Source organism: Marinobacterium sp. MBR-109 (assembly GCF_040547565.1).
Lineage (GTDB): Bacteria > Pseudomonadota > Gammaproteobacteria > Pseudomonadales > Balneatricaceae > Marinobacterium.
Window position 1 is genome coordinate 17,285 of sequence record NZ_JBEPPZ010000006.1, and the last position, 23,802, is coordinate 41,086.

General features: G+C 59.4%; 23 protein-coding genes and 1 tRNA gene. 8 read left to right on the forward strand and 16 right to left on the reverse strand.

The genetic code is table 11. The annotated features are described in order from the left end of the window. Nucleotides 1-17: 17 nt before the first annotated feature. The 6 genes from pth to ABIE60_RS09240 all read right to left on the reverse strand — a co-directional run bounded on the left by pth (nt 18) and on the right by ABIE60_RS09240 (nt 4,812). Complete coding sequence (gene pth, locus ABIE60_RS09215) at nt 18-605, reverse strand: aminoacyl-tRNA hydrolase (protein ID WP_354469140.1); 588 nt, start codon at nt 603-605, stop codon at nt 18-20. A gap of 22 nt (nt 606-627) precedes the next feature. After that, complete coding sequence (locus tag ABIE60_RS09220) at nt 628-1,218, reverse strand: 50S ribosomal protein L25/general stress protein Ctc (protein WP_091827254.1); 591 nt, start codon at nt 1,216-1,218, stop codon at nt 628-630. A 121-nt stretch (nt 1,219-1,339) separates the two neighbouring features. Then, nucleotides 1,340-2,281, reverse strand: coding sequence for a ribose-phosphate pyrophosphokinase (locus ABIE60_RS09225; protein ID WP_354469141.1), 942 nt, complete (start codon nt 2,279-2,281; stop codon nt 1,340-1,342). 63 nt (nt 2,282-2,344) lie between these two features. Continuing rightward, a tRNA-Gln gene (locus ABIE60_RS09230) sits at nt 2,345-2,419 on the reverse strand. 105 nt (nt 2,420-2,524) lie between these two features. Next, the gene (gene lolB, locus ABIE60_RS09235) at nt 2,525-3,100 is read right to left on the reverse strand and encodes a lipoprotein insertase outer membrane protein LolB (protein WP_354469142.1); all 576 of its coding nucleotides are present in this window, start codon (nt 3,098-3,100) and stop codon (nt 2,525-2,527) included. Further along, entirely contained in the window at nt 3,097-4,812 is a 1,716-nt protein-coding gene (locus ABIE60_RS09240; RefSeq protein ID WP_354469143.1) for a tetratricopeptide repeat protein, read from the reverse strand. Before ABIE60_RS09240 ends, lolB begins: the two co-directional genes overlap by 4 nt. 200 nt (nt 4,813-5,012) lie before the next feature. On the opposite strand from ABIE60_RS09240, the gene hemA reads away from it, so the two are divergent. From hemA to ABIE60_RS09265, 5 genes are read left to right on the forward strand one after another with little or no spacing between them, the layout of a single operon-like run. Beyond that, complete coding sequence (gene hemA / locus ABIE60_RS09245) at nt 5,013-6,287, forward strand: glutamyl-tRNA reductase (RefSeq protein WP_354469144.1); 1,275 nt, start codon at nt 5,013-5,015, stop codon at nt 6,285-6,287. 25 nt (nt 6,288-6,312) lie between these two features. Then, nucleotides 6,313-7,398 carry a peptide chain release factor 1 gene (gene prfA, locus ABIE60_RS09250; protein ID WP_354469145.1) on the forward strand — a complete coding sequence of 362 codons (1,086 nt, stop codon included), beginning with the start codon at nt 6,313-6,315 and terminating at the stop codon, nt 7,396-7,398. Beyond that, nucleotides 7,391-8,263 carry a peptide chain release factor N(5)-glutamine methyltransferase gene (prmC, locus tag ABIE60_RS09255; RefSeq protein WP_354469146.1) on the forward strand — a complete coding sequence of 291 codons (873 nt, stop codon included), beginning with the start codon at nt 7,391-7,393 and terminating at the stop codon, nt 8,261-8,263. Before prfA ends, prmC begins: the two co-directional genes overlap by 8 nt. Next, a complete protein-coding gene (gene moeB, locus ABIE60_RS09260; protein ID WP_354469147.1) occupies nt 8,253-9,017 on the forward strand; it encodes a molybdopterin-synthase adenylyltransferase MoeB in 765 nt (254 codons plus the stop codon). The genes prmC and moeB overlap by 11 nt, the downstream gene beginning before the upstream one ends. Beyond that, nucleotides 9,007-9,429 carry a CoA-binding protein gene (locus ABIE60_RS09265; protein WP_354469148.1) on the forward strand — a complete coding sequence of 141 codons (423 nt, stop codon included), beginning with the start codon at nt 9,007-9,009 and terminating at the stop codon, nt 9,427-9,429. Before moeB ends, ABIE60_RS09265 begins: the two co-directional genes overlap by 11 nt. A gap of 4 nt (nt 9,430-9,433) precedes the next feature. Here ABIE60_RS09265 and ABIE60_RS09270 read toward each other — a convergent pair whose 3' ends face one another. The 10 genes from ABIE60_RS09270 to ABIE60_RS09315 form a co-directional block, all read right to left on the reverse strand. Continuing rightward, nucleotides 9,434-10,057, reverse strand: coding sequence for an ankyrin repeat domain-containing protein (locus tag ABIE60_RS09270; RefSeq protein ID WP_354469149.1), 624 nt, complete (start codon nt 10,055-10,057; stop codon nt 9,434-9,436). Nucleotides 10,058-10,084: 27 nt separating this feature from the next. Then, on the reverse strand, nt 10,085-11,041 hold the full coding sequence (locus tag ABIE60_RS09275) for an AEC family transporter (protein WP_354469150.1): 957 nt from the start codon (nt 11,039-11,041) through the stop codon (nt 10,085-10,087). Nucleotides 11,042-11,097: 56 nt separating this feature from the next. Beyond that, nucleotides 11,098-11,604, reverse strand: a complete 507-nt coding sequence (locus tag ABIE60_RS09280) for a SixA phosphatase family protein (protein ID WP_354469151.1) — start codon at nt 11,602-11,604, stop codon at nt 11,098-11,100. A 13-nt stretch (nt 11,605-11,617) separates the two neighbouring features. Then, nucleotides 11,618-12,502 (reverse strand): DMT family transporter, encoded by an 885-nt coding sequence (locus ABIE60_RS09285; RefSeq protein WP_354469152.1) that lies wholly within the window; start codon nt 12,500-12,502, stop codon nt 11,618-11,620. Nucleotides 12,503-12,603: 101 nt separating this feature from the next. Then, a complete protein-coding gene (locus ABIE60_RS09290) occupies nt 12,604-13,968 on the reverse strand; it encodes an MFS transporter (protein WP_354469153.1) in 1,365 nt (454 codons plus the stop codon). A gap of 12 nt (nt 13,969-13,980) precedes the next feature. After that, nucleotides 13,981-14,682, reverse strand: coding sequence for an ABC transporter ATP-binding protein (locus tag ABIE60_RS09295; protein WP_354469154.1), 702 nt, complete (start codon nt 14,680-14,682; stop codon nt 13,981-13,983). Then, the gene (gene livG / locus ABIE60_RS09300; protein ID WP_354469155.1) at nt 14,682-15,446 is read right to left on the reverse strand and encodes a high-affinity branched-chain amino acid ABC transporter ATP-binding protein LivG; all 765 of its coding nucleotides are present in this window, start codon (nt 15,444-15,446) and stop codon (nt 14,682-14,684) included. Before livG ends, ABIE60_RS09295 begins: the two co-directional genes overlap by 1 nt. Further along, nucleotides 15,443-16,699, reverse strand: coding sequence for a high-affinity branched-chain amino acid ABC transporter permease LivM (locus tag ABIE60_RS09305; protein WP_354469156.1), 1,257 nt, complete (start codon nt 16,697-16,699; stop codon nt 15,443-15,445). Before ABIE60_RS09305 ends, livG begins: the two co-directional genes overlap by 4 nt. 12 nt (nt 16,700-16,711) lie before the next feature. After that, entirely contained in the window at nt 16,712-17,638 is a 927-nt protein-coding gene (livH, locus tag ABIE60_RS09310) for a high-affinity branched-chain amino acid ABC transporter permease LivH (RefSeq protein ID WP_354469157.1), read from the reverse strand. A gap of 57 nt (nt 17,639-17,695) precedes the next feature. Beyond that, nucleotides 17,696-18,820 (reverse strand): high-affinity branched-chain amino acid ABC transporter substrate-binding protein, encoded by a 1,125-nt coding sequence (locus ABIE60_RS09315; RefSeq protein WP_354469158.1) that lies wholly within the window; start codon nt 18,818-18,820, stop codon nt 17,696-17,698. Between the two features lie 220 nt (nt 18,821-19,040). On the opposite strand from ABIE60_RS09315, the gene ABIE60_RS09320 reads away from it, so the two are divergent. The 3 genes from ABIE60_RS09320 to nifJ all read left to right on the forward strand — a co-directional run bounded on the left by ABIE60_RS09320 (nt 19,041) and on the right by nifJ (nt 23,801). Next, on the forward strand, nt 19,041-19,610 hold the full coding sequence (locus ABIE60_RS09320) for a hypothetical protein (RefSeq protein ID WP_354469159.1): 570 nt from the start codon (nt 19,041-19,043) through the stop codon (nt 19,608-19,610). Nucleotides 19,611-19,633: 23 nt separating this feature from the next. Further along, a complete protein-coding gene (locus ABIE60_RS09325) occupies nt 19,634-19,984 on the forward strand; it encodes a putative quinol monooxygenase (RefSeq protein WP_354469160.1) in 351 nt (116 codons plus the stop codon). A 184-nt stretch (nt 19,985-20,168) separates the two neighbouring features. After that, a complete protein-coding gene (nifJ, locus tag ABIE60_RS09330) occupies nt 20,169-23,801 on the forward strand; it encodes a pyruvate:ferredoxin (flavodoxin) oxidoreductase (protein ID WP_354469161.1) in 3,633 nt (1,210 codons plus the stop codon). Nucleotide 23,802 lies beyond the last annotated feature (1 nt).

The window sequence follows — 23,802 nt, forward strand, 5'->3', positions numbered from 1 at the left end:
CAGATCCTGTGTTGAGGTTAGCCGTTGAAGCTGTGCAGCTGATTCATTGCGCGTGCCCAGTCGCCGCTGACAGCGAGTGGCAGAGCGCGCAGCGCTTCGTCAATGGCAGCCTGCGTCTTGTCGCGTTCGGATACCGGAGCCTTGCTCAGAACAAAGCCGGATACCTGAGCGGCGCTGCCCGGGTGGCCGATGCCGATACGCAGGCGATAGAAATTTCGGTCATTCCCCAGCTTGCTGATGATGTCGCGCAGGCCGTTGTGTCCGCCGTGTCCGCCGCTCTGCTTCAGGCGAGCGGTGCCGGGCTGGATGTCCAGCTCATCATGCACGACCAGTATGTCGCTGGTGGGAATCTTGTAGAAGTTGGCCAGCGCTGCCACAGATTGCCCGCTGCGATTCATGTAGGTTGTGGGAATCAGCAGATGGACCAGCTGGTGGTTGATCAGCACCTTGCCATAGAGGCCGAAGAATTTTTTCTCCGGTTGCAAGGAGGTGTGCTGGTGGGCAGCAAGCTGCTCCACCAGCTCGGCACCGGCATTGTGACGGGTCTGGCTGTACTCTGTCCCGGGGTTGCCGAGACCGACGATCAGTTGAATCCGGTCATTCATGCCTGTGCCTGTCTGTCAGAACTTACTTGGCGGCGCGAGCACCACGCGGTGCGTAGCAGTAGCCAACGCTCTGGTCATGATCTTCACCGCGACGCAGGGCAACGATTTCGACGCCTTCCGGCAGTGAAATGTCGGACAGGTGAGCGGTCTGGCCCATTTCGATCTGGCCCAGTTCCACTTCCAGAGCTTCCGGCAGGTCTTTCGGCAGGCAGGAAATTTCAACGGTGGCAGCTTCCTGAGCGAACTTGGCTGCGGCCTTGGCGGCAGCAGACTTTTCGAAGTTCACGAATGCCAGCGGAACCTGCAGCTTGATCTTCTGGCTGTCATCGATGCGCTGGAAGTCAGCATGCAGTACAACCGGCTTGGACGGGTGGCGCTGCAGATCCTTGATGATAACCGGCTGGTCCTGACCGTCGAGGTTCAGAGTCAGGATGGACGAGTAGAAACCGTCTTCCAGCAGCATGCGGTAGAGGTCCTTGCCGATCACGGAGATCGCCTTCGGCTCGGAAGAGCCGTAGATGATGCCCGGTACCAGACCTTCACGACGCAGGCGGCGGCTCGCACCTTTCCCCTGATCGTCACGGGCAACAGCGTTTACAGTAAATTTAGCCATGTTTTATATACCTTATATATTAAAGCTGCATACCCCCGCGACCAGAAGCATGCAGCATGTGAGCGGTCCATGGTGGACCTTCAAGTCACGGGACAGGCCCGTGGTTCAGTGCCCGTTCCGGTTAGCGGAACATGGCGCTGATGGATTCTTCATTGCAGACACGGCGTACCGCTTCTGCCAGCAGAGGCGACAGTGACAGCTGACGAATCTTGTCACACTTCTGCGCCTGCTCGGACAGCGGGATGGTGTCGGAAACGACCAGTTCATCCAGCTGAGAGCCGATAATGTTGTTGATTGCCGGGCCGGACAGAACCGGGTGGGTCACGTAGGACACCACACGGGCTGCGCCCTTGTCTTTCAGTGCCTTGGCAGCCTTGCACAGGGTACCGGCGGTATCACACATGTCATCCACCAGAATGCAGGTGCGGCCTGATACGTCACCGATAATGTTCATCACCTGAGATTCGTTGGCGCGTTCGCGGCGCTTGTCGATGATCGCCAGGTCGCAGTCGAGCTGCTTGGCGACGGCACGGGCGCGGACAACACCGCCTACGTCCGGAGAGACCACGATGATGTCTTCATACTGCTGATCAACAATGTCATCCAGCAGTACCGGGGAGCCGTAAACGTTGTCCACCGGAATGTCGAAAAAGCCCTGAATCTGGTCGGCGTGCAGATCAACCGTCAATACGCGGTCAATACCCACGTTGGCGATCATGCTGGCAACGACCTTGGCGCTGATCGGCACGCGTGCCGAGCGCGGCCGACGATCCTGACGTGCGTAGCCGAAATAGGGGATAACAGCCGTGATGCGGGTAGCTGAGGCGCGACGCATGGCGTCAGCGAACACAATCAGCTCCATCAGGTTGTCATTGGTGGGCGCGCAGGTGGACTGGATGATGAATACATCCTTGCCGCGGACATTTTCCTGGATCTCGACGCTTACTTCGCCGTCACTGAAGCGGCCAACGTGTGCCTTGCCCATGGGAATATCGAGGCGTTCGACAACTTTCTGAGCCAGCTCCGGGTTTGCATTGCCGGTGAAGACCATCATTTTAGACACGGCGATTACCTTCTCGATTGCGTCGGAGTTAGATGTTGTAGAGAGGAAGTCTGTCATGGTGTTTGGCAGGGGTAGGAGGATTCGAACCTCCGCATGCTGGAATCAGAATCCAGTGCCTTACCGCTTGGCGATACCCCTGTCGTCTCCTGTGGTGTGGACCACGCTCCAAGAAGGCGCATATTCTCAACAAAGAGCCTGTCGAAATCAACCCCTGTGGCAAATTTGTTGCCGTTTTCGATCGGTTCAGGGGTGCAGGTTGGTTGTCCAGCGGCTGACAACCAGTGTAATGCGCAGATCCGGGCGAGTCAGACGTATCTTTTCCGGCAATGTCAGTGTGCCGGCGCGAGTGTAGCGATCATATTCAACCTTCCAGCCGGCCTGGGTGAATCCCTGCTGATCCACCAGTCCTTGCCAGCTCAGGGTTGGGTCCGGAAGCCCTCGTACCCAGTAGCGGGCATGCGACAGTGGCAGGTGCCAGCCCAGCAGCTGCTGCATCAGGGCTTCGGGTGTGGTTGCTCGATGTACCTCGTCAGACCCTGCCTGCTGCAGGCTGACGTCGCTGTCGCTGCCTTCGATCCGCAGGCCGCCCTGGCCAAGTGGCCCGGTCAGCGCGATCCGGTACGCATCGGGCTGCTGTTGCCAGTTGAGGTTGGCGCTGTTGATTTCGCCGTCATGGCGAATGCCGATGCGGCCCTCCAGTGACCAGTGCTCAAGCTGCAACACCGGGCGTGGATCTGTCGGCATGGTCGGCTCGCGGGTTTGCAGCTGACTGCAGCCACCCAGGAACAATACCAGTAGCAGTGGCAGGAAAGCCCTCATGGCGTGACTCCGATCGCGTCGGCTGCTTCCAGCAGATGCGGGTTGTCCGGCTGCTGTGCCAGTGCCTGCTGCAGCAGTTCAATCGCCAGTTGCTGTTCGTCCAACGCCCACAGGACCTGTACCAGATGAGCGGTCACCTCGGGATCCGGGTAGCGGGCATGGGCCTGCTGCAGAAAATGGCGAGCTTCTTCATTACGCCCCAGCTTGTGCAAAACCCAGCCCATGGAGTCCAGAATGGCGGCATCTTCCGGTTGCTGCGCCAGTGCGCGACTGATCAGGGCGTGCGCCTCTTCCAGTTCGTCCGAATAGAGAGTCAGGGTGTAGCCGAGCGCGTTAAGCAGCATCGGGTTGTCCGGATCCAGTACCAGTGCCCGGCGCAGGTCATTGATCATGCGTTGTGACTGATCGGCATCGGTCAGCATGGAGCGGGTATACAGCAGATTGACGCTGTCGGGGGACTGTTCCAGCGCCTGGTCCAGAATGGCCAGTGCCTCGGGGCGCAGGCCCACTCGGTCGAGCCACTCGACCTGCAGAATGATCAGGTCTTCCTGTTGGTCCGGGTGGTTTTCTCGACCTGACTCGATCAGCGCGGCCACCCTTGCCTGTTCGTCGGCGCTTTCAAACAGGCTGAGGGCGCGAGCGTAGGCCTGAATCAGGTTGGGGCCCTGATCGACTTGAAGGAAATGCTCCAGAGCCAGTTCGCGCTGCTCCTGTTGCTGAGCAATTACGCCCAGGTAAAAGTGTGGTGCCGAGTTGTCAGGCTGTTGGTCCAGCAGCTGTTGCAGCAGCCGGCGACTCTGTTCGGGTTGGTTGTTTTCCAGCAATAAAAGGGCGAAATAATAGCGCAGCTGGTGATTGTCCTGCTGTTGCCGCAGCAGTTGCTGGATCGCATCCCAGGCCGCGTCGGTTTGTCCGGACAGCAGCAGCAGCTGAGCGCGCGAGGCCGCCAGGCGAGTATGCTCGGGTTCGTGGCGCAGAGCGCGCTGGACCAGCTTCAACCCTTGTGCCGGTTGCCCCTGCTGACGATAGATCTCGGCACGCTGCAATACCAGTTCAGCCTGTTCGGGCTCGACACGCAGTCCGGCGTCCAACAGTTCTGCCGCGGCCATGGTTCGGTCCAGCTGACGCAGCAGCAACACCCGTGTCAGCAGGTAATCGAGCTGCTCCGGTTGCTGTCGGCTAAGACGGGTCAGCAGGTCGTAGTAGTGCTCGGCAACTTCGGCGGGCATCTCGTCGCTCTGTGCGGCGATCAGGGTCAGTGCCTCGTCGCCCCCCTGCTCCAGTACCTGCTCCAGCAGTGGCAGAGCTGCCTCAAACTGGCGTTCATGCAACAGGATATTGGCACGTATGTGCAGAGGCTCAATGTTGTCAGGGTCGATTTCGCTCCACAGCCGACTGGTTTCCATGACCGCATCGGTACGACGCAGGAACTGGGCAATACGCGTGGCGCGTTCGGCTACCCCAGGGTCTCGGGTCAGTCGGGTCTGGTTCAAATAGTGATCGAGAGCGAGATCAAAACGGCCCTGCTTTCCGGCCAGTTCGGCGCTCAGCAGCTGATACAGGCTCTCGGCATGGAACTCGCCTTTGACGTAGGTGGTACTTGGCGCCAGCTCAAGGGTATCCACATTCGCGGAGGAGGGCGTCCTTTCCAGTTGGCTGCAGCCGGTGATCAGCAGGCTGGTGATCAGGCTGATCAGCAGGGGCTTGTTCATAAACTGATGCACTTTTCCGATCCTGATGGGTTGGAAATCTCACTATAGAGCAATTGAGTCGGGGCTGTCATGCCATCTGCAGCCTGCCCGACAACGGGTTATTCAGTCCTGTACGCAGAACTGACACGGGTGGGTTAATCCGGACGCGGCAAAGGTGTATGATTACGCGCTTGTCTGTAATGGGGTGATACGAACCTTCTATGGCTCTGCTGGCGTTAGGGATCAATCACAAAACGGCACCGGTCGAAGTACGTGAGCGGGTGGCGTTCGCACCGGAAAAACTGGCTCAGGCGCTGCATGAGGCGCGGCTGCATGCCCGGCTTTCCGAAGTGGCGATCTTGTCCACCTGTAACCGGACCGAACTCTACTGCTCTACCACCGAGCTGGAGGGTAGCCGTGCCCTGCTGGAGTGGCTGGGGCGTTATCACGGCCTTGACGTGGATGAGCTGCAGCGCTGCTCCTATGCCTACTGGGACGATGAAGCGGTACGCCACATGATGCGCGTGGCCTGCGGGCTGGACTCGCTGGTGCTGGGTGAGCCGCAGATACTGGGTCAGCTCAAGTCTGCGTTCTCGGTGTCTCAGGCCGAAGGGCTTGTCAGTGTTGAATTGGGGCGGCTGTTCCGCAGTACATTCTCGGTGGCCAAGAATGTGCGTACTCAGACGGCCATCGGCCAAAACCCGGTTTCGGTTGCCTATGCGGCCGTTAGCCTGGCGCAACACATTTTTGCCGATCTGGGTAAAAGCCGGGCTTTGTTGATCGGAGCCGGTGAGACCATCGAGCTGGTTGCACGCCATCTCAAGCGTGCCGGTGTGCAGCAGATTACGGTGGCAAACCGTACGCTTGCACGTGCGCTGTCCGTTGCGGAGGAGTTCAACGGGCGTGCCATTGAGCTGGGACAGATCCCCGACGAGCTGCCCCAGACCGATATTCTGATTGCGTCTACCGCCAGCCAGTTACCGATTCTGGGTAAGGGCGCCGTGGAAGCGGCGCTGAAAAAACGCAAGCACCGGCCGATCTTCATGGTGGATATCGCGGTACCGCGTGATATCGAACCGCAGGTGGGTGAGCTGAATGATGTCTATCTGTATACGGTTGACGACCTCAAGGAAGTGATTGAGGAAAATCAGCGTGAGCGTCAGAGCGCGGCCCGTGATGCCGAGGGCATTATTGAAACCGGAACACTGGAGTACATGCGCCGGCTGCGTGAGCTGGATGCGGTCGACACACTTACCCTGCTGCGACAAAGTGCCCATGAAACGGCGGCACAGGAGCTGGAAAAAGCCATGCGCATGCTGGCCAATGGCAAACCGGCTGAAGACGTGCTGCAGCGTTTCGCCCACGGACTGACCAATAAACTGCTGCATCAACCGACCGTTCAGCTGCGCCAGGCGTCCGCCGAAGGGCGTGAAGAGCTGCTGCAACTGGTACAGGAACTGTATCAGCTTACACCCCCCGACCACAGCGGTTCATGAGACAGCAACAGGAGTCTGCGTCACGATGAAAGCCTCCATACAACACCGGCTTGAGTCCCTTTGCGAGCGTTATGAGGAGCTGGCTGCGCTGCTCAGCGATGCTGAAGTGATTTCCGACCAGACCCGTTTTCGAGACTACTCCCGCGAATATTCCGAGCTGGAGCCGGTGGCCCAGAGTTTTTCACGCTGGCAGCAGGCGGTAGAGGACCAGTCCTCCGCCGAACAGATGCTGCAGGAAGACGATGCCGAGATGCGCGAAATGGCGCGCGAAGAGATCGAGTCGGCCCGCGAGCGCATCGAGCAGCTGGAAGCCGAGCTGCAGATTCTGCTGCTGCCGAAGGACCCCAATGATCACCGCAACGTCTTCCTGGAAATTCGCGCAGGAACCGGCGGTGATGAGGCCGCGATTTTTTCCGGCGACCTGTTTCGCATGTACTCCCGTTACGCCGAGCGCAAGGGCTGGCGAGTCGAGGTGATCAGCGCCAGCGAGGGGGAACACGGCGGTTACAAGGAGATCATCAGCCGGGTGGCCGGTCAGGATGTCTATGCCCAGCTGAAGTTTGAGTCCGGTGCCCACCGTGTACAGCGTGTCCCCGAGACCGAGTCGCAGGGACGCATCCACACCTCGGCCTGTACGGTTGCGATCATGCCTGAGCTGGACGAGTCTGCCGAGATCGAAATCAACAAGGCCGACCTGCGTGTGGATACTTTCCGCGCCTCAGGTGCCGGCGGTCAGCACATCAACAAGACCGACTCCGCGATCCGCATTACCCATCTGCCCACCGGGCTGGTGGTGGAGTGTCAGGAAGAGCGCTCACAGCACAAGAACCGCGCCAAGGCGATGGCGCTGCTGGCATCACGCCTGAAGCAGGCTGAGCTGGACAGGCAGCAGGTAGCACAGGCCAGTACACGCAAGAGTCTGGTCGGTTCAGGTGATCGCTCCGAGCGCATCCGTACCTACAATTTCCCGCAGGGGCGCTTGACCGATCACCGTATCAATCTGACGATCTACCGCCTGAACGAAGTGATGGCCGGAGACCTGGATCAGGTGATTCAGCCGCTGCGTACCGAATATCAGGCCGAGCAGTTGGGCGCCTTGTCCGGTGAGTGACTGTCTGACCATTGCCGCTGCGCTTGGCCGGGCAACCGAGCTGGAAGCGGTCAGCGACAGTGCACGTCTGGATGTCGAATTGCTGCTGTGCGAAGTGCTGCAACAGCCGCGCAGCTGGCTGTTTACCTGGCCGGAAAAATCCCTGACCGCTCATCAGCAGGCGGCCTTTCTGGCACTGTTTGAGCGGCGCAAGGCCGGTGAGCCGGTGGCGCATCTGCTGGGTTACCGTGACTTCTGGACCCTGCGCCTGCGTGTAAGCCCGGCCACCCTGATTCCCCGTCCGGACACCGAAGTGCTGGTGGAACAGGCACTGCTGCGACTGGATGCCGATACGGCTCGGGTGGCAGACCTGGGTACCGGAACCGGTGCTCTGGCACTGGCGCTGGCCAGCGAACGCCCCAGATGGCAGCTGGTGGCCACCGATCTGCAGCCGGATGCGGTAAAGCTGGCACAGATCAATGCAGCCGAACATGAACTGACTAATGTTGAAGTTCGCCAGGGCAGTTGGTGTGAGCCGCTGGATGGTGAGTTTGACATGATCGTCAGCAATCCGCCCTACATCGATCCGGATGATCCACATCTGCAGCAGGGCGATGTGCGCTTTGAACCTTTGAGCGCACTGATTGCCGAACGCAAGGGAATGGCCGATATCGAACAGATCGCGGCGGCAGCCCGTCAGTACCTGAGCCCGCAAGGCTGGCTGTTGCTGGAACATGGCTACGATCAGGCGCAGGCCGTACGCCGGCTGCTGCAGCAGTTGGGGTATGCACAGGTGTTCAGTGCCCGCGACTACGGTGGCAATGATCGTGTCAGTGGTGGCTGCTGGCGCGGTGATACAGTCCTGCGAGGTGACAATGCTCAGTGATGATCAGCTGCTGCGCTACAGTCGCAGCATCATGCTGCCGGAGGTGGATATTGCCGGTCAGGATGCCTGGCAGGCTGCGCGTGTCCTGATTGTGGGCCTTGGAGGGCTGGGCGGTCCTGCCGCCGCCTATCTGGCTGCAGCCGGTGTGGGTGAGCTGGTGCTGGTGGATGATGATCGAGTGGATCTGACCAATCTTCAGCGCCAGATTATTCATGCCGAGGGTGCCTGCGGTGAAGCCAAGGTCAGCTCGGCTGAGGCCAGACTGAAGGCGATCAATCCGTCTGTCCGGATTACGGCAGTTGACCAGCGGTTGCAGGGCGAAGCGCTGGAGCGTCAGGTATGTGAGGTGGATCTGGTACTGGATTGCAGCGATAACTTTGCCACCCGTTTTGCGCTTAACAGTGCCTGCTTTGCCGCCGGCGTACCGCTGGTATCCGGGGCTGCAATTCGCTTTGACGGCCAGATCAGTGCCTATGATCCGCGTGATGCACAGTCGCCCTGCTACCGCTGCCTGTATGAAGAGGGTGATGAGGCGTCACTCTCCTGCAGTGAATCCGGCGTATTCCCGCCGCTGGTGGGCGTGATCGGCAGCATGCAGGCGATGGAAGCACTCAAGCTGCTGGCCGGTATTGGCGAGCCCCTGACCGGCAGACTGCTGCTGCTGGATGGCAAACGAATGCAATGGCGCAGCCTCAGGCTGCGCCCCGACCCTGAATGTCCAGTCTGTAAAAGGAAAACGCGTGATGCAGGATAACAAGATTAAAACACTGCTCGAACGCAGCCATCGTATTGCACTGGTGGGTGCCAGTGCCAAATCTCACCGTGCCAGTTACCAGGTGATGTCCTATCTGCTGGCCAGTGGCTATGAAGTGATTCCGGTCAATCCGGCACTGGCCGGGCAGGAATTGATGGGGCAGAAGGTTGTACCCAAGCTTGCCGAAATTGAGGGCAAGGTGGATCTGGTCGATATTTTTCGTAACTCGGTGGATGCCGGCTATGTGGTCGATGAGGCGATCGAAATCGGAGCCAGTGCGGTCTGGATGCAGCTGGGAGTAATCAATGAAGCCGCCGCCGAGCGCGCCGAAGCGGCCGGGCTTGAAATTGTGATGGACCGCTGCCCCGCCATTGAGATCCCTCGTCTGGGCGTGGTGGCGCCTGCCGCCTGAGGTCTCAGCGGCCCAGCATCATCTTCCGAATCCTTATATCATCCAGTGTCCGGTGCAGCTGACTGAGCAGTGCCGGGTCCTCCACGCTTTCCAGCCAGTGGGACTCGCATCCGGCACCGGACTGCAGCAGAAACTGCAGCAATGGCAGGTTGCCGGAGGGCAGCAGTCGAAGCAGTAATGTGGTGCCGTTCTCGTCAGGCTGATTGATATCGGCACCATGCTCCAGCAGCCGGCTTAGATGCAGCATCAGCTCAGCTTCTCGACAATACTCGATACAGTGATGCAGCAGGGGACAGCCGGCATGGATAAGGTTGCTGTCGGCTCCTGCTCTGAGCAGTGCCGACAGCAAATGAAGGCTGTTGTCGGTCTGCTGCAGTGCCAGTACGGTCAAGGGTGTGCCACAGGCTGCCTTTGGCAGTGGTGCGGGAGTGCGCTGCAGCAACAGCTGCAGAATGCGTGGTTGGCCCGACCGTATCGCCAGCTCCAGCAGCGGCCGGCCATCGTCATCAAGCTGCTGCAGCGCCTCTGCCGAGAGCTTGCCCAGCAGCCTGACAGTGCGCTCTTCATCGCCTTTCACTATGGCGGCGGCGAACTTGTCATAGTGAGATGTAAACAGTGATTTCAGCATATCCACTTTTACCCCTTTGTGTCCGCCTCAGATCACGCCCAGCAGGCGCAGCAGATAGATTCCTCCGCTGAGTGTCAGCACCGATCCCAGTGTGGTTGTCAGTACGATATTGGCGGCCAGCTGAGCGTTGCCGCCCATCGCGCGGGCCATGACAAAACTGGCAGCGGCGGTGGGGCAGCCAAACAGCACCATCATGATTGCCAGCTCCTGTCCCTCAAAGCCGTACAGCCAGGCTCCCAGTGTCAGCACCAGCGGCAGGATAACCAGCTTCAGTGCGGTTGCCCAGAATGCCTGCGATGAGGTGTCGTGCAGGCTTTTCAGGTTGAGTGAGGCGCCAATGGTGAGCAGGGCCAGTGGCAGGGTCAGGTTGGCAAAGTAGTTGCCGGTTCGAGCCACAACCTCGGGCAATTGCAGCCCAAACCATGACACAGGCAGCGCCAGCAGCACCGCCAGAATCAACGGGTTTTTCAGAATCTCCAGCAGGGTGTCGCTCAGGCGCATCGCCTCGCTGCGCTGCATGGGGACACTCAGGCAAATGATGGAGAGTACATTGAACAGCGGAATCACCAGCGCCAACAGTAGCGAAGCCTGTGCCAGTCCATCCTGACCAAACAGGTTGAAGCTGACGGCAAGGCCGATGATGCCATAGTTGCTGCGAAAGGCTCCCTGAATAAACACACCCAGATCCTCAGGCGCCTTGATCCAGCGGGCGGCGATCCACCAGATCAGTGCAAAGGAGAGCAGTATGGTGATCAGTACGTACCCCAACTGCTGGGGGTTGAACACGGCGTGGAAGTCCATCCGTGCAATGGACATGAATACCAGTGCCGGCAGCGTGATCACGAACACCAGTCTGGAGCCGGTGGCAACAAACGCCTCGTCAATCAGCCGCATGCGGCGCAACAGATAGCCGAGGAACAGAATGAAAAAAATCGGGGCTACAATGTTGGCGGTGTAGCCCAGTGTCTCCAGGTAGAGGCTCAAAACCGTTCTCCGTCTGCGTGCGGGTTGAAGGGCGCTGATTCTAGCCGATCGGCGGGCTATTTGCTGGAAGGGTGGTGCAGTTTTGGATAATCCAGCCACAGAGGCTCGGCACAGTTCGGCATCAGATCACGCCAGCGGTCCGGTTTCAGTCCAAGCTGAACGATGGCGGCTGTTGGCAAACGCCCGGGAGCATCGGCACAGAGCCACTGTGCCAGCTCCAGCAGCCCGGGATTGTGACCGACCAGCATCAGATGATCAGTTTCATCCGGCTGTTGTTGCAGCTGCGACAGCAGGGTCTCGCAAGTGGCTTCATAGAGCCTGTCGCTGGCCTGAGCGTCACTGTCTGCCAGTCCGAACGCCTCGATCAGCGGCGCTGCCGTCTGGCGAGTGCGCAGTGCTGTACTGTAGACCAGCCGGTCGGGATCAGGGCCGTGCTGCTGCATGCGGGCCACCATCAGCGGCAGGTCACGCTGGCCGCGCCGATTCAGCGGGCGGTCAAAATCTGCAAGGCCGGGGTCATCCCAGCTGGACTTGGCGTGGCGGATCAGGGTCAGTATTTTCATGCCGTTTTCCGGTTCAGGGGCGCTGGCGCAGTGGCAAACGATGGCCCCAGAAAAACAGTGCCAGCCCGCTTACGACCAGAAGGCAACCTTGCCACAGGCCCGCGGTCAGAGGCTCGTCATTCAGCAGGTGTCCCAGCAGCAGGGCAAATACCGGGGTGATCAGCGTGACCAGTGCCACGGTGCTGGGTGGCAGGTGTCGCAGCACATGAAAATAGCTGACAAAACCGATCAGCGAACCGAACACCGCCAAGTACAGGATAGACCAGAAGGCGCGGCTGCTTGGGTCGATCACCAGCGGCTCGCCACCCAGCAGCCACCAGGTCAGGGCGAAACCGGGCAAGGACCACAGCAGCGCCCCCACGGTATGTGCCAGCGGGTGTACCTGAGCGCCGGTGCGCTTGACCAGTACGGCACTGAGACTGAACAGCGCTACCGCCAGCAGCAACAGCAGCAGTCCCGGCAGGCTGTTGCCACCAAGGGCCAGTTCATCGGTGAAGATGACGCCAAGCCCGGCAAAGGCCAGTACACAGGCAACCCAGCGGTAGGCGCGCAGGGCTGGCTCAGGCAGCAGCCACTGGCCGAGAATGGCGGACAGAATGGGTGCCAGCCCGAACATGATGGAGATCAGCCCCGAGGGCACGTAGCGCGAGGCGATATAGGTGCAGCACATGGCACCAAATACCCCAAGAGAGGCACAGGCATAGGTGGTCTGGGCCTGACGATGCAGTGGCAGGGGGATGCGCAACAGGCGCAGCAGACCCAGCCCAAGCAGGGAGGCGATGAGCATGCGTACCCAGCCTGCCATGACCGGGTCAACGGTTTCGCTGCTCCAGGCAATGGTCAGTGGGGTGGTGGACCAGATCAGCACCACGGCAAGATAGGCTATTGGAATCGACATCGGGGGCACCTGAACGAAAAAGGCCGCAGCGAATCGGCTGCGGCCCGTGAAACATACGCGAGTGATAATGAGTGATCGGATGGGCGGCGTCAATTGCCGGGCTACGGCTCTCTGGGCGGGCGCGGAGGCTGCTCGTTGCTGTCGTCAGGCGTGGGCATCAGCTCTCCTTCATCACCGCTTTCCAGTGTTGAGCCGGCGGGTTCTTCCCGGAACAGCTCTTCAATGGGTGTATCGACGAACTCTTCGTTCCGCGGGTCAATCTCGGGAATGACATGCACATCCGGAATGGCCGGGATAAAGTGCTCCTGCGCCTCCACCGGCATGGGCGGTACGCGATACTGACGGTACAGGGTATAGACTGCCATGCTGACCAGCGCCACCGCCAGCGTATGGAACAGGGCCTCTGGGCCGAAACGCTCCATCAGGGCCGAGCTGACCAGTGGTCCCAGCACACTGCCGAGGCCGTAGCTGAGCAAGAGGCCGGAGCTGGCGGCAATAATCTGGGAACTGTCCATCACATCGTTGGTGATCGCCACGGCGATGGAGTACACCGTTGAGGCAAGCCCCATCAGCACACAGAGGGCGATCAGGCGCCAGGTAAAGGGATCGTTGACGGTGAGGGCATTGGCGGCGCTGGAGAGTCCCGCCAGCAGGCAGATCACCAACAGCACATAGCTGCGCTGGACACGGTCACAGATCCAGCCGATGGGCCAGGCACAGAGCATGGCCGCGAGGATGGATGCGAACATGTAGATTGATATCTGGTTGTTTTCAAGGCCTGTCAGGTTGGCGAACAGCGGCACCAGCGAGTAGAAAGAGCCGAGAAAGATCCCGCCGGTAAAGGCGGCTACGACGCCCAGCGGAGCCAGTCGCATCAGTTGCAGCAGCGACATCTTCTGCGTGGTTTCGCTGATTTCCGGGGAGTGCATGCGTGACAGTGACAGCGGGATGATGCCGGCAATGATAAACAGTGCCGACAGGGTAAACAGGGCGTAGTTGATCGGGTTGCCGTTACCGATCAACAACTGGCCGCCAGCGGCAGCCGAGTAGGCCGCAATCTGATACATGGAGAAGATCTTGGAGCGGTTGGCGTTGGTGGCCACCGCACTGAACCAGCTTTCGATGGTGATGAACAGCGCTGCGATGGTGAGCCCGCCGATACCGCGCAGAATGCCCCAGTACCAGACGTTGTAGGTCAGCGGATAGATCAGTGCGGCCATGGCCGCCAGAGCGGCAAACACGGCAAAGGCACGGATATGGCCCACGCGGCGCACAACTCTGTCCGCATACAGTGAACCGACCACAAACCCGGCCGAATAGCACACCATTACCATACCGATGGTGGAGGCATCGATACCGAGCAGGCTGAAACGCAGCCCGAGCAGGGTGATCAGGAAGGAGTTGCCGACAATCAGCAATGTGAGGCTGGCAAAGAGTGCCAGCAGCGAGATCATCAGTAAGCGCATCAGTCCTGTCCGTTAACCGCCGAGGTAAGCCTTGCGAACGCTGTCATCATTGAGCAGGGCATTACCGGTACCGCTCATCACAATGCGGCCATTTTCCAGTACATAGCCCCGGTCTGCAATCTTCAAAGCCTGATGGGCGTTCTGTTCCACCAGAAAGATGGTCACGCCTTCGTCCCTCAGTGTCTCGATGATGCCGAAAATCTGCTGGATAATCAGCGGCGCCAGCCCCAGTGAAGGTTCATCCAGTAACAGCAGGCGCGGTTTGCTCATCAAGGCACGGCCGATCGCGAGCATCTGCTGTTCGCCTCCGGACATGGTGCCGCCGCGCTGGTTGAAACGCTCCTTCAAACGAGGGAATAGTTCCAGAACATGGTTGAGCTGAGTCTGAGCCTCGCCACGAGAGCGAAAGAAGCTGCCCATGAACAGGTTCTCTTCCACCGTCATGCCAGGAAAAATGCGACGTCCCTCCGGTACCACGGCCAGTCCCATGCGCATGATGTCGGAGGTCTTGAACTGCTCTATCGGCTGGCCGTCAAACTCGATCTGGCCGCTCTGAGCACGGGGATCACCGCAGATGGTCATCATCAGGGTTGTTTTGCCGGCACCGTTGGCGCCGATCAGGGTCAGGATTTCACCACGGTTCACCTCCAGCGTGACATCGTGCAACGCCTGGATTTTGCCGTAGTAGGTACAGACCTTGTCCAGTTTCAGCATCAACTTTCTCCCAGATAGGCCTTGATCACGTCGGGATTCTCGCGCACCTGCAGCGGCGTACCATCCGCCAGTGGCGCACCTTGATTGATCACGGTGATATGGTCCGAAATCCCCATCACCAGCCCCATGTCGTGTTCGATCAGCAGTACCGAAATCTCATGTTCATCCCGCAGGCGCAGAATCAGCTGGTCCAGCTCCGAGGTTTCCTTTGGGTTAAGCCCCGCTGCCGGTTCATCCAGCATTAACAGGCTGGGCCGGGTAACCATGCAGCGAGCGATCTCAAGTCGGCGCTGCTGGCCGTAAGAGAGATAGCCCGCCTCGCGGTTGGCAAATGCCAGCAGTCCCACCTGTTCCAGCCAGTACACGGCCTGTGCCATCGCTTCGGTATGGCGTTTGCGATAACGCGGCGTGTTGAGCAGGCCTGCAAAGTAATTGGTGTTGAGGTGACGATGCTGCGCCACCAGCAGATTTTCGATCACGGTCATGCTGTTGAACAGGCGCACATGCTGAAAGGTGCGCACCAGTCCCAGTCGTGAAATGCGGTGCCCGGTCAGGCGTTCGATGTGTTGGCCACGAAACAGGATGTGCCCGCCGCTGGGGCGGTAAAAGCCACTGATGCAGTTGAATACGGTGGTTTTGCCGGCCCCGTTGGGGCCGATAATCGAGTGTACCTGATGCGGCTTGACCTCAAGGCTGACGTTATCCACCGCCAGCAGGCCCCCAAAGCGCATCATCAGGCCCGAGACTTCCAGCAGATTACTCATGAGGCTTTAAGCTCCAGCTGGGGACGTTTCATCGGCAGCAGACCCTGAGGGCGCCACAGCATCATCAGTACCATCACGCCGCCGAACATCAGCATGCGGTACTCCTGAAACTCGCGTGCCAGTTCCGGCAGGATGGTCATGGCGATGGCCGCCAGAATGACGCCCAGCTGCGAGCCCATTCCACCCAGTACCACAATGGCCAGAATGATGGCTGATTCGATGAAAGTGAACGACTCCGGGCTGATAAAACCCTGCCGGGCGGCAAAGAAACAGCCCGCAAAGCCTGCAAACGAGGCCCCCATGGTAAAGGCGGACAGTTTGATCACGGTAGGGCTCAGGCCCAGTGAGCGACAGGCGATCTCGTCCTCGCGCAGCGCTTCCCAGGCGCGACCGATCGGCATGCGCTGTACCCGGTTGATCACATAGATGGTGAGCAACACCAGCAGCAGTGCAATCAGATACAGGAAGATCACGCGGTGACTGCTGTCATAGCCGATGCCGAAAAATTCATGGAAGGTCTGTGAGCCTTCGCTGGCACGACGGCTGAACTCAAGCCCGAACAGGGAGGGCTTTTCAATGCCGCTGATGCCGTTGGGGCCACCGGTGACGTTGGTCCAGTTGTTGAGAAGAATGCGGATGATTTCACCGAACCCCAGGGTCACAATGGCCAGGTAATCCCCGCGCAGACGCAGTACCGGGAAGCCCAGAATACAGCCGAACGTGGCGGCCATCAGCCCGGCAATGGGCAGACAAGCCCAGAAGGAAAGGCCGTAATACTCCGACAACAGTGCGTAGGTATAGGCACCCACGGCATAAAAGGCGACATACCCCAGATCCAGCAGACCGGCGAAACCCACCACAATATTGAGGCCAAGCCCGAGCATGACATAGATCAGGGCCAGGGTAGCCAGATCCACCGAGCCCCGAGACACCATGAAGGGCCAAATGAACAGCCCCACAATGATCAGCGCGATCAGCCAGGGCTTGAGCCGGTTGCGCAGTTGCTCTTGCGGCAGCAGGCTGCTCAGGTTCAGTGCAGGCAGGCGCCGTTTCAGCACGCTCAGTGGTTGATGAAACAGCTGCACCAGAAAGACGGCTACAACCGCAAATGCGATCCAGCCCCAGGTAGCGGCATCGGCGTTGACCACGGTGAGCTGTGGGCCGTCCTGCTTAAGCTTGACACCGATGACCAGGCAGGTCATCAGGAAGGTGATCAGCGCGGAAAAAAGCGCCGGGAAAAGTGCTCTTTGCATATTCGTTCCCTCCTACACCTTCTCTACTTCCGGCTTGCCCAGCAGGCCGGTGGGGCGGAACAGCAGAATCAGTACCAGCAGGCTGAAAGCCACCACATCCTTGTATTCGGACGGGAAAAAGGCCGCTGTAAGGGCTTCGGTGACACCCAGAATCAGCCCGCCGAGCATGGCCCCGGGAATCGAGCCGATCCCGCCCAGTACGGCAGCGGTAAAGGCCTTGAGGCCCGCCATAAAACCGATGTGGGGGTTGATGGTGCCGTAGTACAGCCCCAGCAGTACCCCGGCCACGGCGGCCAGCGCCGCCCCGATGACGAACGTCAGTGCGATGATGCGATTGGTGTCGATCCCGAGCAGGTTGGTCATCTTCAGATCCTGAGCACAGGCGCGGCAGGCACGTCCCAGGCGTGAGCGCGAGATGAACAGTGCCAGTGCCGTCATCGAGATCAGCGTTACGCTCCAGATGATCATCTGCATCCAGGAAATGCTGACTTCAAACAGCGCCGGATCACCGAAGCTGATGCCGCCCGAAATCAGCGAGGGCATCGCCAGGTCCCGCGAACCTTGCGCCAGGCGAATGTAGTTCTGCAGAAAGATCGACATGCCGATCGCCGTAATCAGCGGGATCAGCCGCGGCCCGCCGCGCAGGGGTCGATAGGCCACCCGTTCGATCGCATAGCCATAGGTGGAAGATATGATCACCGCGGTAAGCAGGGCCAGCAGCAGGATGATGGGCAGGGAGCCGACTCCCATGGTGACCAGTCCGATGATGGTGATAAACGCGGTATAGGTGCCGATCATGTATACCTCGCCATGGGCGAAGTTGATCATGCCGATAATGCCATACACCATCGTGTAACCGATGGCGATCAGGGCGTAGGTGGAGCCGATGGTCAGTCCGTTGATCAGCTGCTGCAGGACATAGAGGGCGGTTTCACTCATCTGCACTCTCCAGACAGAGAGCCCCGTCAGGTCGACGGGGCTCAGGCGGAACGGAGTTTATTCGCTGAGCGCGGTTTTGCTGCCATCGGCGTGCAGGCGGTACACCATGAAGGTGGATTCGGTCAGATCGCCCTTGGCATCAAAACCGATCTCGCCGATGGTGGTATCAAAGCGGTTGGCGCGCAGGTGCTTTGCCAGTGCATAGGGGTCGGTTTCGCCGGTGGCCCTTATGGCATCGGTCATGACCTGTATAGCGGCATAGGCCGGGAACACGAACGGGCCAGAAGGGTCTTCATTGCGTGCCTTGAAGGCGTCAGTCAAGGCCGCGTTTTCAGGGTTCTGATCAAAACTTTTCGGGGCGGTGGCCAGAACGCCCTCCATTGCTTCACCCGCGATGGCGGCCAGATCGGAGTTGACGACCCCTTCCGGGCCCATGAATGGCACGTCAAAGCCCTTCTCACGGGACTGTCGCAGGATCAGGCCCAATTCCGGGTGATACCCGCCGTAGTATACGAAATCGATATTGTTGCGCTTGAGCTTGGCAATCAGGGCCGAAAAGTCCTTGTCGCCGGGGGTAACGCCCTCAAACATCTCCGTCTCGATGCCATCTGCAGCCAGCAGATCCTTGACCGTGGTGGCCAGGCCTTCACCGTATTGCTGCTTGTCATGAATCACGGCCAGACGTTCGGGCTTGACGTGTTCGCGGATATGCGCGGCGGCCAGGCTACCCTGCAGACTGTCCAGGCCGATGGTGCGGAAAATCAGCTCATATCCCTTTTCGGTAATGCTGGGGGACGTGGATGCGGCGGTGATCATCAGCACGCCCTCTTCCTCGTAAATGTCAGAGGCGGGCTCGGTAGAACTGGAACACAGGTGGCCAATGACGTGGCGAATGTCATCATTGACGATGCGGTTGGCGACGGCCACGGCCTGTTTGGGGTCACAGGCATCATCGTAGAGGATGCCTTCAAGCTGCTGGCCGTTGACACCGCCGGCTTCATTGATCTGCCGGATGGCCATCATCGCGCCGATTTTCTGCATGTCGCCATATTGGGCAACTGGACCTGTGACAGGGCCGGCAATACCGATTTTCAGAGACTCAGCCTGTACGCTGGAGACTGCTGCCAGCAGTGAACCTGCCGCCAGCAGGGTTTTTCCGAAAGATCCGAACGTCTGCTTCATGTTATTCCCCTATGGGCTTCTAGTCAGGGCGGCCGTCCCGGCTGAGGTACCGCCTGTTATATTTGTTGGTGACTATCGGTTTGATTATTACACAGTTTTTTTGTGTCTGCGCAGCCTCGATAGGTCGCGTCTGCAGGATCTGCTACACTCGCGCCATCACTCGGGGCCCTGAATGAAACCAGCAAAACCCTTGCCACCTTGAACACCCAGGAGCTTGCTCATGCGCGCATCTTTCACCTTCTCTTTCATGTTTATTTTTCTGCTGGCGTTGCCGTTGGGAGCGCAGGCCTCAACCCTGGGCCAAACGGCAATCGAAGCCTATATCGATAGTCTGGAGCCGGTGAGGCAGCTGGGCGAAAGGCTTCAGTCTGAGGGCAAACAGAGTTTTCTTGAGCGTGAAATCACGCCTCGCAACGGCGAACTGTTTGACCCACACACTCGGGGTGTAAAAGCGCTGCAGCGAGAATCAGCCGATGATTACAGCGAGCTGGGTCGTATCGTACGCCAGTATGGCTTTACCAGTGCAGAAAGCTGGGCCCTGACCGGCGACCGTGTTGTGCTGGCCTATGGGGCGATCAAGGCCGAGGCTGAAAGCCCTGAAATTCTGCAGCTGGCTCAGCAGATGCAGGGGATGGGGCCGCAGATGCTGCAGCTGGTGCCGCCGGAGATGCGGCAGCAGATGGAACAGGCGGTGAGCATTGCCCGCACGCTGGCTCAGGTGCCGGCGGCCGACAAGCGCAGTGTGCGGCCCTACACCGCTCAGCTGGACCGTGTTTTTTCCCAACCCTGAAAGTTGAAATGAAGGAGAGGCGCATGTCCTCACTGGTTTATTGTACTGCCCAGTTCAAGCCCCGGCCCGGCAAGGAAGCCGAGCTGTTTCGAGCCCTGCAGCTGCTGGAGCCCAACGCCCACCGTGAAGATGCATGCGTGCAGTATACGGTGACACGCCAGATCAGTAGCCCCTTTGCAGAAGGCACCGGTTTTCCCATTGTGTTCCACGAAATCTGGAGCGATATGGAGAGTTTTGAGGCCCACTGCCAGCGCAGGGAGATCGTCGATTTCTTCGAGCGTTACTGCAAGGCAGAAGACGGTTTGGCCGAAGACTGGAACGTCTGTATCTACACGGACGAGCCGGAAAATTTCGACGCACCGCAGCTGGGTTAACCGAGCTGTAACCGGTCGAGCGCACTATTCCGGTGCGCTCTGCTTCATTACCGCCCAGCCGGGCTGACATTCACCACATCCCTGTCCATACTCATTCAGCGGCGGCTTTGATTGCGCCGGGTCAAAGGCCCAGAGTCGCCGGAGTGTCACACTTAAGGAGAACACCCAGCCAGAGGAGTGCGGCATGGCTGCGCAGATGAAAATGATGGACGGCAACGAGGCCGCCGCCCATATTGCCCACCAGCTCAATGATGTGATTGCCATCTACCCGATCACGCCGGCCTCGGTGATGGGCGAGCTGGCTGACAGCTGGAGCAATGCCGGTCGACGTAACCTCTGGGGCAGCGTACCGGAGGTGATCGAGCTGCAAAGCGAAGCTGGTGCGGCCGGTGCGGTGCACGGTGCCCTGCAGGCCGGTGCCAAAACCTGTACGTTTACCGCTTCGCAGGGGTTGCTGCTGAAAATCCCCAACATGTTCAAGATCGCCGGTGAGCTGACGCCAACGGTGTTTCATATTGCGGCCCGCTCGGTGGCAACCCACGCGCTTTCAATTTTCTGTGATCACAGTGATGTGATGGCCGCGCGTACCACCGGCTTTGCCATCCTGGCCTCCGGCAATGCGCAGGAGGTGATGGATCTGGCGACCATCGCCGAGATGGCCACGCTGGAAGGGCGCGTGCCGGTTCTGCACTTCTTTGACGGCTTTCGTACCAGCCACGAAATCAGCAAGGTGGAACTGGTCACGACCGCTCAGCTGCAGCAGCTGATCGACCCCGGTTTGGTCAGGGCCTGTCGCGACCGCGCTCTGTCCCCCGAACATCCCTTCATCCGTGGCACTTCACAAAACCCTGATCTCTTCTTTCAGTCACGCGAAGCGTGTAACCCCTATTACGAGGCCTTTCCGGCCATTGTGCAGAACGCCATGGATCGTTTCGCAGCGGTAACGGGCCGCCAGTATTCGCTGTATGAGTACAGCGGTGCCGAAGATGCAGAACGTGTTATTGTCGTGATGGGCTCAGCCAGCCAGACGGTGGCTGAAACCGTGGAACACCTTAACGCCGAAGGTGAAAAGGTTGGGCTCTTGAGTGTCAGGCTGTTTCGTCCTTTCGCGGCAGAACGTCTGTTGCAGCAGCTGCCGGCCAGCGTGCGCGCGATTGCGGTACTGGATCGCACCAAGGAGCCGGGCTCAGATGGCGAGCCGTTGTTCAAGGATATCACCACCGCCGTTTTCAACGCCTGCAGCGAAGGTGCCTGGCCGGGCACTGGGCTGCCGCGCATTCTGGGTGGGCGTTTTGGCCTGTCATCGAAGGAATTTACCCCCGGCATGGTCAAGGCGGTGTTCGATCGTTTGGCGCGCTCCGAGAGCAGGCGTGAGTTCACCATCGGCATTGACGATGATGTCACGCGCCTGAGCCTGCGTTGGGATGAAAACTTTCGTACCCGTGCCGCAAGGCAGCAGGTGCAGGCCGTGTTTTACGGCCTCGGGGCAGACGGGACGGTGTCTGCCAACAAGAACAGCATACGTATTATCGGAGCAGAGCCGGGCCGCTTTGCGCAGGGGCACTTTGTCTATGATTCGAAAAAATCCGGTGCCGTAACCGTCTCGCATCTGCGCTTTGGTCCTGAGCCTATCCGCTCCGCCTACGAGATTCAGAGCGGCGAGGCGGATTTCGTCGGCTGCCATCAGCCGGTGTTTCTCGATCGCTACCCGATGCTGGACAAGGCGAAACCGGGGGCAACGTTTCTGATCAACACCCCGTTGACGGGTGAAGCCTTCTGGCAGTCCTTGCCGCAGGCGGTACAGCAGCAAATGATTGACCGGCAGCTTAAGGTTTGGCTGGTCGATGCCTATCAGGTGGCAGCAGACGCAGGGCTTGGCAAGCGAATCAATACGATCATGCAGACCTGCTTTTTCGCGTTGACTGATATTCTGCCCAGGGAGGAAGCGATTGCGCATGTAAAGGCTGCCGTTGAGTCCACCTATGGCAAGCGCAGCGCCCGAATCGCGCAGATGAACCTGAATGCGATCGATAACGCGCTGGCACATCTGCAGTCCTTTGAAGTGCCGGATCAGACGCAGAGCCTGATACCGATGCATCAGGTGAACACCACTGACGCGACTGCCTTTGTGCGCGAAGTCACGGCAGAGTTGATTTCCGGGCGCGGCGACCGAGTGCCGGTCAGCCGGGTGCCCACCGACGGTACCTGGCCCAGCGGCACCGCGGCGTATGAAAAGCGGGATCTGGCACTTGAGCTGCCGCAATGGGAAGAGGACCTCTGTACCCACTGCGGCAAGTGCGTATTTGTCTGTCCGCACTCGGTGATCCGTTCCAAGGCGTTCCCCGACACACTTGTGAAAGGCGCACCTGAGGGCTTCAAGGCGGTGCCGATCAAGGGGGCGAAGGACTTTCCCGAACACACGCTGATCAGTTACCAGATTTCGCCGGATGACTGTACCGGCTGTACCCTCTGTGTCGAGATCTGTCCGATCCATGACAAGTCCAACCAGAGTCGAAAGGCGCTGAATATGGTGCCCAAGGATCAGATTCTGCAGCGTGAGCGTACCAACTGGGACTTCTTCCGCCAGCTGCCCGAGTTTGACCGTACCGGGCTCAAGGCCAACACCATGAAAGGTTCCATGCTGATGCAACCGCTGTTTGAATTCAGCGGTGCCTGCTCGGGCTGCGGCGAAACACCTTACATCCGACTGCTCAGCCAGCTGTTTGGTGATCACATGCTGGTGGCCAATGCAACCGGCTGCTCCTCCATCTACGGTGGCAACCTGCCCACTACCCCCTGGGCCGTGAACGAAGAGGGGCGGGGGCCAGCCTGGAACAACTCCCTGTTTGAGGACAACGCCGAATTTGGCCTCGGCATGCGGGCTGCGCTGGACAAACAGACAGAATACGCGATCGAACTGCTGCAGGTATTGAGTGACCGGCTGGAAGCGCACCTGGTGGCAGATCTGCTGCAGGCCGATCAGAGCGATGAGGCCGGCATCAGGGCCCAACGGGAGCGGGTTGCAAGGCTGCGCCAGCGCCTGCAGGGAATGGATGACCTGCGTGCGCATGAGCTCTATCACCTGGCGGACAAACTGTGCCGTCACAGTGTCTGGATTGTCGGCGGTGATGGCTGGGCCTACGATATTGGCTATGGTGGGCTGGATCATGTGTTGGCATCCGGGCGCAACGTCAACATTCTGGTGCTGGATACCGAGGTCTATTCCAATACCGGTGGCCAGACCTCGAAGGCAACGCCGCGCGGTGCCGTGGCCAAGTTCTCCGCCGGCGGCAAGCCGGTGGCGAAGAAGGATCTGGCACGGATCGCCATGGACTATGAGCATGTCTACGTCGCCCATGTTGCCTATGCCGCCAAGGACATGCAGACACTGCATGCCTTTCAGGAGGCTGAAAGCTGGGATGGCCCCTCCCTGATTATCGCTTACTCGCCCTGCATCGCGCATGGTTTCAATCTGGCCGGTGACAACCATGAGCATCAGCGCCTCGCGGTTGATTCCGGCCACTGGCCACTGTTCCGCTATGACCCGCGCCGGGCCGAGCAGGGCGAAAATCCGCTTAAGCTGGACTCCAAACCGCCCTCCATCCCCTATGTTCAGTTCGCCCGTTCCGAGGCACGCTTCAGCATGCTGGCCCGGGCCAATCCTGAGGCATCCAGAGCGTTTCTGGACCAGGCCCAGAAGGACATCAACGAACGCTATCATCGCTATGAACAGCTGGCCGGATTGAGCTGGTCCGCCGTAGAAGGACCTTCGGTACAGAGTGCGCCGACAGACGCCGAGCAGGCAACAGGAGACTAGG

Excerpts from the sequence above, each read along its gene's own strand:
- ABIE60_RS09295 (WP_354469154.1), bottom strand. The coding sequence starts at position 14,682 with ATGCTGAAACTGGACAAGGTCTGTACCTACTACGGCAAAATCCAGGCG.
- ABIE60_RS09290 (WP_354469153.1), bottom strand. The coding sequence starts at position 13,968 with ATGCGCTTACTGATGATCTCGCTGCTGGCACTCTTTGCCAGCCTCACA.
- hemA (WP_354469144.1), top strand. The coding sequence starts at position 5,013 with ATGGCTCTGCTGGCGTTAGGGATCAATCACAAAACGGCACCGGTCGAA.
- nifJ (WP_354469161.1), top strand. The coding sequence starts at position 20,169 with ATGGCTGCGCAGATGAAAATGATGGACGGCAACGAGGCCGCCGCCCAT.
- prfA (WP_354469145.1), top strand. The coding sequence starts at position 6,313 with ATGAAAGCCTCCATACAACACCGGCTTGAGTCCCTTTGCGAGCGTTAT.
- ABIE60_RS09240 (WP_354469143.1), bottom strand. The coding sequence starts at position 4,812 with ATGAACAAGCCCCTGCTGATCAGCCTGATCACCAGCCTGCTGATCACC.
- ABIE60_RS09270 (WP_354469149.1), bottom strand. The coding sequence starts at position 10,057 with ATGCTGAAATCACTGTTTACATCTCACTATGACAAGTTCGCCGCCGCC.
- livH (WP_354469157.1), bottom strand. The coding sequence starts at position 17,638 with ATGAGTGAAACCGCCCTCTATGTCCTGCAGCAGCTGATCAACGGACTG.
- livG (WP_354469155.1), bottom strand. The coding sequence starts at position 15,446 with ATGAGTAATCTGCTGGAAGTCTCGGGCCTGATGATGCGCTTTGGGGGC.
- ABIE60_RS09315 (WP_354469158.1), bottom strand. The coding sequence starts at position 18,820 with ATGAAGCAGACGTTCGGATCTTTCGGAAAAACCCTGCTGGCGGCAGGT.
- ABIE60_RS09320 (WP_354469159.1), top strand. The coding sequence starts at position 19,041 with ATGCGCGCATCTTTCACCTTCTCTTTCATGTTTATTTTTCTGCTGGCG.
- ABIE60_RS09265 (WP_354469148.1), top strand. The coding sequence starts at position 9,007 with ATGCAGGATAACAAGATTAAAACACTGCTCGAACGCAGCCATCGTATT.
- moeB (WP_354469147.1), top strand. The coding sequence starts at position 8,253 with ATGCTCAGTGATGATCAGCTGCTGCGCTACAGTCGCAGCATCATGCTG.
- ABIE60_RS09305 (WP_354469156.1), bottom strand. The coding sequence starts at position 16,699 with ATGCAAAGAGCACTTTTCCCGGCGCTTTTTTCCGCGCTGATCACCTTC.
- lolB (WP_354469142.1), bottom strand. The coding sequence starts at position 3,100 with ATGAGGGCTTTCCTGCCACTGCTACTGGTATTGTTCCTGGGTGGCTGC.
- pth (WP_354469140.1), bottom strand. The coding sequence starts at position 605 with ATGAATGACCGGATTCAACTGATCGTCGGTCTCGGCAACCCCGGGACA.
- ABIE60_RS09285 (WP_354469152.1), bottom strand. The coding sequence starts at position 12,502 with ATGTCGATTCCAATAGCCTATCTTGCCGTGGTGCTGATCTGGTCCACC.
- ABIE60_RS09280 (WP_354469151.1), bottom strand. The coding sequence starts at position 11,604 with ATGAAAATACTGACCCTGATCCGCCACGCCAAGTCCAGCTGGGATGAC.
- ABIE60_RS09325 (WP_354469160.1), top strand. The coding sequence starts at position 19,634 with ATGTCCTCACTGGTTTATTGTACTGCCCAGTTCAAGCCCCGGCCCGGC.
- ABIE60_RS09220 (WP_091827254.1), bottom strand. The coding sequence starts at position 1,218 with ATGGCTAAATTTACTGTAAACGCTGTTGCCCGTGACGATCAGGGGAAA.